Here is a 12,309-nt window from a genome sequence, read left to right as displayed (position 1 = left end):
AAGTGCTCCCATTTTATGTTATTCAATAATTAAAACTCTTGGCTCGTTGGGCGCAAAACAATTTCATTAATATCTACATCCGCAGGCTGTTCAATTGCATAAGCAATTGCTCGAGCGACTGAGTCAGCTGGTATGGCTTGTCTGTAGAAATCAGTAACAAACTCTGAACTTTCTTTATGAGAAGAACCAAATTTTAGTTCTGACTCAACTGCACCAGGCTCAATAGTCGTCGTTCTAATTGTTCCCCCAACCTCATGACGAAGGCCTTCAGAGATGGCTCTTACAGCAAACTTAGTACCGCTATAAACAGTACCTCCTGGACTAAATACTTTTATCCCTGCAACAGATGCGAGATTAATAAAGTGTCCAAAGTTTTGTTTTTGGAAAACAGGTAGGGTAGCTGCTATACCATAAAGAACACCTTTAATATTAATGTCGATCATACGATCCCATTCATCAACTTTTAGCTCACTTAATGGTGCAATAGACATTAATCCAGCATTGTTTACCAATACATCGATTTGACCAAATGCGCTTAATGCCTTTTCAATAAGTGCTTGTACTTCATGTGGTTTGGTTATATCCATACCAATAAATTCAGCTTGACCACCTTCAGCACGAATGTCGTGAACAATAGCCTGTAATTTTTCAGTACGTCTAGCACCAAGTACAACCTTTGCACCTTTTTTAGCAAGTAAGCGAGCAGTAGCCTCACCTAAACCACTACTTGCACCAGTGATAACAATAACTTTATTTTCTATATTATTCATACAAGTAACCTTCAACCTATCTGTCAATCATATTTGATGGATTAAGTATTACAGCCTTGTTAGGTATAATAAATGAATAATATTATCTTTCAGAATTCCTATTTACGGAATAATTACCAGAACACAGGATTGGACATGCAGAACAAATTGGAAATGATGCGTATCTTTTGTGTCGCAGCAGAGTCTCGAAATTTTAAAGAGGCAGCAACTCAGCTGGGTATTTCCCCGCAGCTAGTGACACGGGCAATAAAAGAGCTAGAAGAGCAGCGCGGAGAGATTCTGTTCTACAGGAGTACTCGACAAATTAAAATTACCGCTGATGGTGAGCGTCTGGCAAAGCAAGCACGTTTTGCGGTGGGATCGATCGATGCTTTGTTTGTAAAAGACACCAAGGAGAAACGAGATGAAATGCGTGGGACTGTCCGTCTTACTGTGTCGTCTGTGTTAGGGCGCAAATTGGTAGTACCCGCACTAGCAGAATTTGCCACACGTTATCCAGATATTGTCGTGGATTGTGTGCTAACAGATTCACACTCGGATGTGATCGATGAGCGGATAGATATCGGGATCAGATTTGGATTTTTGCCGGACAATCGATATGTGGCAAGGGAATTGGCTAAAGTGAACTTTTATTCTGTGGGTACGCCAGAGTTAATTGATAAGGTTGGAATGCCTAAAAAAATTATTGATCTTGATAAATACCCTCTAACAGCACTAGTCGATCATAAAACAGGGCGTTACTGGCCATGGACATTCACCGAAAGTCGAAGCTTTACGCCATCAAATCCCCGTTTTATTACAGATGATCTTGAAGCTGAATTTCAAGCTATTCTCGCTGGAGTCGGATTCGGACACATGCCTGGATTTCTAGTTTTGCCGTGGCTTAGGAGTGGTAAGCTCATTCAGATACTTCATGAGGAAACCTCTCCCGTTTGGCGCCTGTATTTATATCGTCCACAGCGGGGCCCGACACCTTTGCGAATCCGAGCATTGTTTGATTACTTAGCGGAAGTGCTGGGCCGTATAGAAACCTGAATCAGATAAGACCATCACGTATCTAGAGTAACTACAATTTTTCCTATTTGCTGATTTGATTCAAGATAGCGCTGAGCGTCATGCATGTCCTCAAAGTTAAAGCAACGGTCGATCACTGGACGAAGATATCCTGCACCTATACTGCTAAGAATAAATCGTCTGGCTTGCTCCCTTAGAACAGGGTCATGCAGAACCTCAAGGAACAAAAAACCTCGCATGGTTAAGCTCTTGCGTAATGCAACTTTAAGCGGAAATGGTGTGATCTCAGGGCTAAGTGCACCATGCATAACCATCGTTCCTCCTACAGACATCGCTTTTGCAATCTGTTCAATATGCGGCCCTCCTACAGCATCGAAGACGACATCAAGATGTTCTCCATCCAAACGTGAAACAAGCGCCTCATACAAATCTGGTTCATCTTCACTGGCTATAACATCTTTAACACCGAGATCTAGTAAACGTTGCTTTTTCTCTATCGTTTGTGTACTTGCAATGACCTTAGCACCCGCTGCTTCAGCTATCTGTATCGCAGCTAATCCTACACTACTTGAAGCTGCTGTGATCAAGATCGTTTTTCCTTTCGAAACTCCACCAGCATGGATTACACCACCCCAAGCCGTCAAATACTGCATCCAGATTGAAGAAGCTTCTTCCCAACTTAAACTATCGGGTTTGTGAACTAAAAAAGTTTCTGGAATCAGAAGCTTGTCCGCATATGTCCCATATTTGGCTAGATTGTCAGTCGGAAGAATCGATACTGCATCTCCTGGAGAAAATTGGCGTACACCTTCACCTATCGCCAGAACTACGCCTGCTCCCTCATATCCCAGACGAGAGGGGAATACTGCCTTTTGAATATAAGTACCACGCCGAAACATCACATCAGCCCGGTTGAGTCCGATCGTTTTCATCTGGATTAGAACTTCTCCTGCGGCTGGTAAAGCAACAGGAAGTGTTTCTAATGTCAGAACATCTGTATCTCCAATAGAATTGAAGCGCCAAGTCTTGGCCTGAAGTGCGTTAAATGACATCAATCACGACCTTAATATTGGCAGAGCGATCTTGAACAGCATCATGAGCCTCAATCGCTTGGTCTAGAGTAAAATGACGAGGATCAACAAGAGGACGCAGTTTACCTTCCTCAACGAGACGAGTAGCGATCTTAAGGACATCACCATGATGAGAACGGCGATTGCCTGTTAACATCGGCAATAGGACGAATACGCCAGACAGTGTGGCACACCGTAGAGATGAACTCGCTAAATTATGATTACCAAATGCAGCACAGCTGGTAATGTGGCCATAGTGAGTTGTCATGGAAAGTGAAGCTTCTAGTACTGGACCACCCACAGTGTCGTAAACAATGTTAAAACCTTGACCCTCAGGGCTTGCAGCAATAATGTCATCGGAAGATGCTGTTGTGTAATCGAGAGGTGTTGCACCGAGTTCTGAAATCAGTGATTGATCAGCTGTACGACCAGTCGCCCAAACATTTGCATCAAGTGCTTTTGCAAGCTGAACCACCATATAACCAACGCCACCAGCACCACCCTGAACCAGTACAGTTTGACCTGGTTGGACCTTCGCATGATCCACTAAACCTTCCCAAGCGGTGAGGAACGTCAATGGTAGTACTGCTGCCTCGCGCATAGAGATATTCCGTGGCTTTAATGCGATCAGATCAGCATCTACGACAACATATTCTGCTAAAGATCCTTGAAGACCACGAACGCCACCAATCAGACCGTAAACTTCATCCCCGACGTTGAAGTCGGTGACACCTTCACCAACAGCAGTTACAACCCCAGCCATATCTGTTCCCAACACGGCAGGAAGCTCTGGCATAGCATATGGTGCTTCACCAAGACGAATTTTATAATCAATAGGGTTTACACCACTAGCATGAATACGTACCAGAACTTGCCCAGCCTCAGGGTGAGGTATAGGGAGTTCTACACGTTTAAATTCATGATCACCAAAATTTTCTAGGATAAGAGCATTCATCATCTTATTCATAGTTGTTCCTTATTTTTAACTGGGGGATGATGTGCACAGTACCAAAGTTAATTAATCCAATAAATGATATTTATAGGATTTAATAATTCCTAAATAATGAATAATAAATATCATCCGCTCACTAAAAATATTCTAGTACAGTTTGTAAAGGCAGTTTAATCTAAACTGTCGGTAGTATTTTCAAGGCTTGAAACGTTCAAAATATCTACAAAGTGGCTAAAATTTGAAACATAATTCTAAAAGGTCACAGCATTACAAAGAACATGAGACAAAATAAAAAATGGGAGCTAAAAGTCCCATTTTTTTTGTGACTTTGGCATCAACTCTATGATGTTAATTTAAAAAAACTAAAAACAGGGATAGAAAATTTTCGCTAAAGATCTTTTTAATTTTCGATTTATAAAAATTATTGCTTTTTTTATACTATGGGGTACTATAGTATTAATGCTAGCAAATAAGGAGATCTGATGCCTAATCAGGTTGAAGACAAAAAAAAGATTCTTCTACGCGTCAGAAAGATCAAAGGTCAGACGCAAGCGATTGAAAAAGCGTTAGAAGACAATGTGGAATGTGGTGCAATTCTGCAACAAATATGCTCTGTGCGTGGTGCTATTAATGGTTTGATGAATGAGATGTTAGAGGTTCATTTAAAGGACACTTTAGTATCAGGTGAAACCACAGAACAACAACGAAAAGAAGAATTGGCTGAAATCGCCAAGATTCTAAAATCATATTTAAAATAGATCTGTATAAGGAATTATTCCATGAAGTCACGTGCTGCCGTTGCGTTTGGTCCTGGTCAACCTCTTCAAATTGTTGAAGTTGATGTTGCACCACCGAAGAAAGGTGAAGTATTAATCAAGATCTCCCATACCGGTGTGTGTCATACAGATGCATTTACTTTATCTGGCGATGATCCTGAAGGTGTTTTTCCGGCTATTCTCGGGCATGAAGGTGCTGGTGTCGTAGTTGAGGTTGGTGAAGGCGTGACTAGCGTCAAACCAGGTGATCATGTAATTCCACTTTACACCGCTGAATGTGGCGAGTGCGTATTCTGTAAATCTGGAAAATCGAACTTGTGTATTTCCGTTCGCGAAACTCAAGGTAGAGGCGTAATGCCAGATGGTACCACTCGTTTTTCCTACAATGGTCAACCGATTTACCACTATATGGGCTGCTCAACGTTCAGTGAATACACTGTAGTGGCAGAAGTATCATTGGCTAAAATCAATCCTGAAGCCAATCACGAACATGTCTGCTTACTGGGTTGTGGGGTAACAACGGGTATCGGTGCAGTACATAACACGGCTAAAGTACAAGAAGGTGATAGTGTTGCGGTCTTTGGTTTAGGTGGTATTGGTCTGGCAGTCGTACAAGCCGCACGTCAAGCTAAAGCAGGGCGTATTATTGTGGTTGACATGAATCCAGATAAATTTGCGCTGGCAAAAGAGTTTGGTGCAACGGACTTCTTGAACCCTAAAGATTACGATAAACCAATCCAGCAAGTCATTGTCGAAATGACTGGCTGGGGTGTAGATCATTCATTTGAATGTATTGGTAACGTGAATGTGATGCGTGCAGCCCTTGAAAGTGCACACCGTGGCTGGGGACAATCCGTAATTATTGGTGTAGCTGGCGCAGGTCAGGAAATCTCTACCCGTCCATTCCAGCTTGTTACTGGTCGTAAATGGCTAGGTTCTGCCTTTGGTGGCGTAAAAGGTCGTACGCAACTTCCAGGAATGGTTGAAGATGCCATGAAAGGTAAAATTCAATTAGAACCATTTGTGACACATACGATGGGCTTGGATCAGATCAATGAAGCCTTTGATCTAATGCATGAAGGTAAGTCAATTCGTACTGTAATTCATTACGAATAATTCCGTCAGACCTTACAGTTTTCCATGCATGTGCATCATGAATGACATGCATGGAATCCTCTAAAACGGCACATTATCTGTAAAACCGATCTATCTGTGTAGGCATCGTGTATAGGTTCAACAAACCTGCCTACATTTTAAATCTTTATCACTATTCTCTGTGGAGAATATGAGACTCTTTGTTTACTCGATTTCTCATGAAGTCTTGCTCAACATAGGTAATTGATTATGGAAATAATTGAGAAACATGCTTCTTTTGGTGGATCGCAAGAAGTGTATCGCCATCAGTCAACAGCATTAAACTGTTCAATGAAATTCTCAATATATCTGCCACCTCATGACAAAGATGAGCGGTTGCCAGTTTTATATTGGTTATCAGGACTGACTTGCAACGAACAGAACTTTATTACTAAAGCCGGAGCACAAAAGTATGCGGCTGAACATAAAGTCATTGTTGTTGCACCAGATACCAGCCCACGTGGAGAGGATGTACCAGATCATGCAGATTATGATTTAGGCCAAGGTGCAGGATTCTATGTGAATGCAACACAAGCACCCTGGTCGCAGCATTTCAAAATGTATGATTATATTGTGGAAGAGCTCAGAAATCTGATTGACCTAAATTTTCCGACCAATCAAGTCCAAAGTATTATGGGTCATAGCATGGGTGGTCATGGTGCATTAGTAATTGGGTTAAAAAATCCTGAGCTGTATAAAAGTATTTCTGCTTTTGCACCAATTGTTGCACCTAGCCAAGTACCTTGGGGGAAAAAGGCTTTTACACACTATCTAGGTGAAACCGAAACTTTATGGAAAAGCTATGATGCGATTGAATTAATCAAAAACGCTGAAGTTCATTTACCTATTTTAGTCGATCAGGGAACAGCTGATGATTTTCTTGAAGAACAGTTAAGACCTAAGCTTCTTAGTGATATTTGTTTGGAACAAGAATATCCTCTTACACTTAACCTAAGAGAAGGGTATGACCATAGCTATTACTTCATTGCGAGCTTTATAGAGAAACATATAGAGTTTCACAGCAAATTCCTAGCAAAATAACTTTCATAGATATGAGGATATACATGTTGTTCTTGAATGCTTCTTGAGCAATATAATTTCCAGATGAAGAGGTCAGCTTATAAATCTAAGGACGAATCAATTGATCCTTATATAACTAAGATTGAATTTAATCATCTCATATCTTGATTTTTTGATTCAAATGTTAATGGTATTAACTTGAATAAATTCATAGCATTATGCCGAAATAAAAAAATCAGATTTTGGCTCTGCTATGGAAAATTGTTTTTAACCTTTGTACAACAAAACTTTCTGACATGCATACATTAGTAATGTCAGAATGAGTTTGAATTTTAATCAATTGTGGGGTTTTAGTCATGCTTAAAACAGCTTTATATGTCCGTCTTGAAGCTAAACCAGGTAAAGAAGACGAAGTGGAAGCTTTCCTTAAAGGCGGTTTACCAATCGTAATGGAAGAACCTGCGACAGTTGCGTGGTTCGGCCTACGTCTTGGACCTACAACATTTGGTATTTTTGATGCATTTCCTGATGAGGCGGGTCGCCAAGCACATTTATCTGGCAAGGTTGCAGCTGCTTTGATGGCTCAGGCCGATGATCTATTTTCAGAGCCACCGTCTATTGAGAAAGTAGATGTTTTGGCGAGTAAACTACCAGGTTAAACCGACGCTTAAATGTATGAGGGTGCTGCCTGAAATTTTGAATGAAAGGCAGCACTTCAACCCTGTGAGGTTTGTCAGAGGCTTTTATTCAAGTTGTCCTACTTTATTTATTGGTTTAATCCCATCATTTAAATGGGTCAATATCCAAAACAGGGCAGGGTAAATAAACGAATGCAACTATTTACATGCTTTATATTGAACCAATCTATCTAATTTACTGTCGCATTTGTACATCTGCTAAACCGTGCCAAACTGCTTTTAAAATATTCAATCATCGCTATTTTGTATGAGCCATTCACTGTTTTAGCCAATGCGTTCACGACCATGTCAGTAGTCAAGCGTGTTGATACCTTCCATTCAACAATCGCTCGTGAAAATACATCAATAATAAAAGTGGTATAGAACAAGCCTGAATGTGTTTAACCATCACTCAAGTCGGTAAGCTGAAATAATTTTTATAAAAATAGACGACTGGTCTATTTTTATGTATAGTTAGCACATGGTGCAGTCAAAAGCCGCAGTGTTGTCCAATTTTTTAAAGTTTATTTGATGAATAACGGTGGTTTTTCAAATCAATTAGCTGATCATCCTAGGATAAAAATATGCTGAATTTTAACTTTTATAATCCGACCCGCATTATTTTTGGTGGCGATACAATAGCTAAAATCAATGACTATGTGCCTACAGAAGCAAAAGTATTAATGTTGTTTGGTGGTGAAAGTGCACGTAAGAATGGTACTTTAGCTGAAGTGCGTGAAGCATTAGGTGCAAGAGAAATTCATGAATTTGGCGGAATTGAGCCGAATCCGAGTTATGAAACCCTCATGAAAGCTGTAGAGCTGATTCGTGAACAAAAGATTGATTTCTTGATGGCTGTCGGTGGTGGATCGGTAATTGATGGTACTAAATTTATTGCAGCAGCAGTCAATTATACAGGGGATGCATGGGAAATTTTAGAAACCCATGGTACTAAAATTACTCAAGCTTTGCCTTTTGCGAGTGTACTCACCCTTCCGGCAACTGGTTCAGAAATGAATAGCGGTGGGGTAGTCACCAGAAAATCGACCCAAGCCAAATTGTCATTTAGCAGCCCCTATGTTTTTCCGCAATTTTCCGTACTAGATCCGAATAAAACTTTTAGCTTGCCGACGCGCCAATTAGCAAATGGCGTAGTCGATGCATTTGTTCATGTCATGGAACAGTACTTAACTTACCCTGTCAATGCACAAGTACAAGATCGTTTTGCCGAAGGTCTATTGCAAACTCTGATTGAGATTGGACCGAAAATCTTGGACGATTCAGCAGATTATGACACGCGTGCGGATTTGATGTGGGCTGCTAGCATGGCACTGAATGGGCTAATTGGAGCTGGTGTACCACAAGATTGGTCAACCCATTTGATTGGGCATGAGCTCACGGCTTTACATGGTATTGATCATGCTCGTACCTTAGCCATTGTGTTGCCGGCCAATCTACAAGTGCGTCGTCAAGAGAAGCGAGAAAAATTACTACAGTATGCAGCTCGAGTCTGGCAGATTGTCGAAGGTGATGAAGAACAACGTATTGATACTGCTATTGCTCATACTCTAGCCTTCTTTGAGCAACTTGGATTGCCGACCCGTCTTAGCGATTATGGACTGGGGGAGACAGATATTGAGATCATCATTACGCAACTTAAATCACACAATCTTACACAGCTAGGCGAACATAAAAATGTTTCATTAGAGATCAGTCGCCAAATTCTCGAGGCGAGCATCTAAATAAGCGTATCTGTCATGGTCACGATACACGACAAGTGATCATGCAACAATGCTCCTCAATCCTGAAAATTATCGGAGAAATAACATGAAAATTTTAATCGTTTTAACCTCACATGATCAACTTGGCAATACTGGTAAGAAAACAGGTTTTTGGCTAGAAGAACTTGCTGCACCGTATTACACCTTTATTGACTCTGGTGCTGAAGTTACGCTGGCGTCGCCTCAAGGTGGGCAGCCACCATTAGATCCGAAAAGTAATTTGGCCGATGCGCAAACTGAAACCACTCATCGTTTTGAAGCTGATCCAACTGCAATGCAAGCATTGGCACAGACGCATAAACTTAGCGAAATTTCTGTAGCTGATTATGATGCAGTGTTTTATCCAGGCGGGCATGGCCCATTGTGGGATTTAGCAGAAGATCCGATTTCAATTTCTCTGATTGAACAGGCGATTCAGTCTGGCAAACCTGTTGCAGCAGTGTGTCATGCCCCAGGTGTTCTTCGTCATGTGAAAGCAAGTAATGGAGCGCCTTTAGTCAGAGGTAAATTGGTGACTGGTTTTACCAATACTGAGGAGGAGGCTGTAGGTTTGACTAAAATTGTACCATTTTTAGTTGAAGACATGCTTAAAGAAAACGGTGGTCATTATTCTAAAGTAGAAGATTGGCAAGTACATGTTCAAGTAGATGGCTTGCTGGTTACTGGACAAAATCCAGCCTCTTCTGCTGCAACCGCTACAGCATTACTTCAATTGTTGAAATAAAGAGTAGCTAGTGTCTGTTGTGGTGCTTTGCAGTGAATAAAACTTCTGACTTTGAGCAACTGGCGCAACAAGCAAAATAATCGTCACTTAATGGTGAAGGGCCTGAGTGAATAGCTTTCCTTCCTTTATTTTTCTATATACAGGAAGGATGGGTATTTAATTTAGATCAATTAAGTCATGATGACTTGGATACAATGAATTGAATGACAGTAAACTTTTTCAAAACTTAAGCTTAGGCCCTTATGTTTTGCAAAACCGTATTGTATTGCCACCATTAACGCGGTCGCGCAGTACTCAGCCAGGGAATATTCCAAATGAACTGATGGCAACCTATTATCAACAGCGTGCCGGGGCAGGATTTATGGTCACCGAAGGTACGCAAATTGAGCCACGTGGTCAAGGCTATGCTTGGACTCCCGGTATTCACAGCCCTGAACAGATTGCTGGATGGCGTAAAGTGACGGAAGCAGTGCATGCTAAAGGAGGCATTATTTTTGCACAACTTTGGCATGTTGGGCGTGTTTTACATACATCTTTGCAACCCAATCATGCATCACCGGTCGCGCCTTCGGCTATTAAGGCTGATAGTAATGTTAAAGTCTTTATTGAGACCGGGCCCAATGCAGGTGCCTTGGCTGATCCTTCAATGCCACGTGCTTTAAGCAATGCAGAAGTTAAAAAATTAGTGCAACTCTATGCTCAAGCTGCACGCAATGCCTTGGCTGCTGGTTTTGATGGAGTTGAAATTCATTGTGCAAATGGTTATTTGGTAAATCAATTTATCTCTGCACATAGTAACCACCGTGAAGATGAATATGGTGGATCACTAAACAATCGTTTGCGTTTTTTACGTGAAGTAGTAGAGGCCGTTGCTGAGGTGGTTGGTGCAGATCGTTTAGGAGTGCGTTTTGCCCCGCTATTTGAAAGTACAGAGGAAGATCGTGTTTACATGGGGTTGGTTGAAGATGATCCACATGTAACTTATATTGAAGCCATAAAAATACTTGAAGAAGTTGGGATTGCCTACTTATCTATTGCAGAAGCTGATTGAGATAATGCACCAGAACTTCCTCATGATTTTCGTAAAGATGTCAGAGACACTTTCAGTGGTCAGATTATTTATGCAGGTCGATATACGGCAGAAAGAGGGACTCGAATTTTAGAGGCAGGGTTGGCCGATTTAATTGCATTTGGACGCCCATTTATTGCGAATCCGGATTTACCCGATCGCATCGCGAATGACTGGCCATTGAATACAGTAGATGCAAGCACTATGTATGGTGGGACGGAAAAAGGCTATATTGATTATCCAGCTTACGCAGATTAATATTGACTTAATGAGTTATTTTGCCAACCTTTGTGGTTGGCAAAATAAGGACTTAGGATTGCTGTTGCCAGCACAATTTCTTCTTAAAACAAGTTCTTAAAATTTCTTAGCTGTGTAATGAGCCAACCTGCCAGTGGGAAAGAAATCAGTTGCGTTACTGGCACTAATACTATGACTTCAATCAACACCATCATCGGGAAACTTTGATGCTCAGTAATTGGCTTTAATAAAGTGAGTACCAGTAATAGTGTGGGATATAAGCCTAAATATCCGACTAAAATACGAGTCATGAGGGCTTTAGAAGAAGAATTCATTGTGCGCTATACTCATTCATGGATTGTAAATTGATCTAATAGCAATACAATAATATGTAATCATTGGACTGCTATTATGAATTATGTGGTTGATATTTAATTAATTTTTATGAATCTTTACTTTTTAATAGAAATTTAGTTGCTCTCAGCGCTTGATGTAATGGTGTTTTATCTTTTTGCAACTTACTCAGTAATGCTGCACCTAACCACATTTGGTAAAGTACTTGTGCCAACGTCGAGGCCTCGGTATCTGCTTGGATAGACTGATCCTGTTTTCCCAAATCAATTAAACCAGCAATCCGTTGGATTACATCATCGACGCCAGCGGACATAATGGAGCGCATATCTTCAGATAGATCGGCAACTTCTGCGGCAAGTTTCACAATTAAACAGCTATCCGCCCAACCACACTGTGTTTCAGGATCTTCTATCCATAAATTAAAATACTCAATCAGCTTTTGATAAGGGGATTTATCACTACGCCATACATCATTTAAACGGACTTGGTAATTATCTACATAATGCTGTACCAATTCACATCCGAAAGCTTCCTTGGATTGGAAATAATGATAAAACGAGCCTTTAGGGATTTCACAGCTCTGTAAAATTTCCTGTAATCCTACGCCAGTAAAACCTTTATGCAAAATCAGGTCTGAACTGGTGTTAAGAATGTGTAAGCGCTTCGCTTCAGACTTTTTAATAGGATTAGGCTTCATATTAATTGTTTACTCTATTGTAAAAATAGACCAG

Annotated in this window: 12 protein-coding genes and 2 pseudogenes; 8 read left to right on the top strand and 6 right to left on the bottom strand. The window is 40.8% G+C overall.

Annotated elements, in window-relative coordinates; genetic code table 11:
- Positions 1 to 29 precede the first annotated feature (29 nt).
- Positions 30 to 770, bottom strand: a complete 741-nt coding sequence (locus tag R5R67_RS00135) for an SDR family oxidoreductase (RefSeq protein WP_002050925.1) — start codon at positions 768 to 770, stop codon at positions 30 to 32.
- Positions 771 to 905: 135 nt separating this feature from the next.
- On the opposite strand from R5R67_RS00135, the gene R5R67_RS00130 reads away from it, so the two are divergent.
- The gene (locus R5R67_RS00130) at positions 906 to 1,805 is read left to right on the top strand and encodes a LysR family transcriptional regulator (RefSeq protein WP_025467887.1); all 900 of its coding nucleotides are present in this window, start codon (positions 906 to 908) and stop codon (positions 1,803 to 1,805) included.
- Positions 1,806 to 1,819: 14 nt separating this feature from the next.
- Here the strand turns inward: R5R67_RS00130 and R5R67_RS00125 are convergent, their stop codons facing one another.
- Both R5R67_RS00125 and R5R67_RS00120 read right to left on the bottom strand, forming a co-directional pair.
- Entirely contained in the window at positions 1,820 to 2,836 is a 1,017-nt protein-coding gene (locus R5R67_RS00125; protein WP_002050956.1) for a zinc-dependent alcohol dehydrogenase family protein, read from the bottom strand.
- Entirely contained in the window at positions 2,826 to 3,821 is a 996-nt protein-coding gene (locus tag R5R67_RS00120) for a zinc-dependent alcohol dehydrogenase family protein (protein ID WP_086497674.1), read from the bottom strand. Before R5R67_RS00120 ends, R5R67_RS00125 begins: the two co-directional genes overlap by 11 nt.
- Before the next feature lie 467 nt (positions 3,822 to 4,288).
- On the opposite strand from R5R67_RS00120, the gene R5R67_RS00115 reads away from it, so the two are divergent.
- The 4 genes from R5R67_RS00115 to R5R67_RS00100 all read left to right on the top strand — a co-directional run bounded on the left by R5R67_RS00115 (position 4,289) and on the right by R5R67_RS00100 (position 7,395).
- Entirely contained in the window at positions 4,289 to 4,564 is a 276-nt protein-coding gene (locus R5R67_RS00115; RefSeq protein ID WP_001133624.1) for a metal/formaldehyde-sensitive transcriptional repressor, read from the top strand.
- Positions 4,565 to 4,585: 21 nt separating this feature from the next.
- Positions 4,586 to 5,698, top strand: a complete 1,113-nt coding sequence (locus tag R5R67_RS00110) for an S-(hydroxymethyl)glutathione dehydrogenase/class III alcohol dehydrogenase (protein ID WP_000842149.1) — start codon at positions 4,586 to 4,588, stop codon at positions 5,696 to 5,698.
- Between the two features lie 228 nt (positions 5,699 to 5,926).
- Positions 5,927 to 6,757 carry an S-formylglutathione hydrolase gene (gene fghA, locus R5R67_RS00105; protein WP_002050963.1) on the top strand — a complete coding sequence of 277 codons (831 nt, stop codon included), beginning with the start codon at positions 5,927 to 5,929 and terminating at the stop codon, positions 6,755 to 6,757.
- A gap of 335 nt (positions 6,758 to 7,092) precedes the next feature.
- Complete coding sequence (locus R5R67_RS00100) at positions 7,093 to 7,395, top strand: putative quinol monooxygenase (protein WP_002050969.1); 303 nt, start codon at positions 7,093 to 7,095, stop codon at positions 7,393 to 7,395.
- An 84-nt stretch (positions 7,396 to 7,479) separates the two neighbouring features.
- Here the strand turns inward: R5R67_RS00100 and R5R67_RS19705 are convergent.
- A pseudogene (locus R5R67_RS19705) lies at positions 7,480 to 7,814 on the bottom strand (IS3 family transposase); the annotation flags it as partial.
- Between the two features lie 183 nt (positions 7,815 to 7,997).
- Between R5R67_RS19705 and R5R67_RS00095 the strand changes: the two are divergent.
- From R5R67_RS00095 to R5R67_RS00085, 3 genes and pseudogenes are all read left to right on the top strand, one after another.
- Positions 7,998 to 9,155, top strand: a complete 1,158-nt coding sequence (locus R5R67_RS00095) for an iron-containing alcohol dehydrogenase (RefSeq protein WP_002050973.1) — start codon at positions 7,998 to 8,000, stop codon at positions 9,153 to 9,155.
- A gap of 85 nt (positions 9,156 to 9,240) precedes the next feature.
- Positions 9,241 to 9,918 (top strand): type 1 glutamine amidotransferase domain-containing protein, encoded by a 678-nt coding sequence (locus R5R67_RS00090; protein WP_002050954.1) that lies wholly within the window; start codon positions 9,241 to 9,243, stop codon positions 9,916 to 9,918.
- A 199-nt stretch (positions 9,919 to 10,117) separates the two neighbouring features.
- Positions 10,118 to 11,245: pseudogene (locus R5R67_RS00085) on the top strand (alkene reductase).
- Between the two features lie 83 nt (positions 11,246 to 11,328).
- Here the strand turns inward: R5R67_RS00085 and R5R67_RS00080 are convergent.
- Together R5R67_RS00080 and R5R67_RS00075 are read right to left on the bottom strand one after the other, a co-directional pair.
- A complete protein-coding gene (locus R5R67_RS00080) occupies positions 11,329 to 11,559 on the bottom strand; it encodes a hypothetical protein (RefSeq protein WP_002050964.1) in 231 nt (76 codons plus the stop codon).
- Positions 11,560 to 11,666: 107 nt separating this feature from the next.
- A complete protein-coding gene (locus R5R67_RS00075) occupies positions 11,667 to 12,275 on the bottom strand; it encodes a TetR/AcrR family transcriptional regulator (protein WP_002050928.1) in 609 nt (202 codons plus the stop codon).
- Between the last annotated feature and the right edge of the window lie 34 nt (positions 12,276 to 12,309).

Source organism: Acinetobacter sp. OYA S30 (genome assembly GCF_033599315.1).
Classification (GTDB): domain Bacteria; phylum Pseudomonadota; class Gammaproteobacteria; order Pseudomonadales; family Moraxellaceae; genus Acinetobacter; species Acinetobacter baumannii.
Note: the sequence above shows the minus strand (reverse complement) of the source record. Positions and strands in the feature narration are given on the sequence as shown.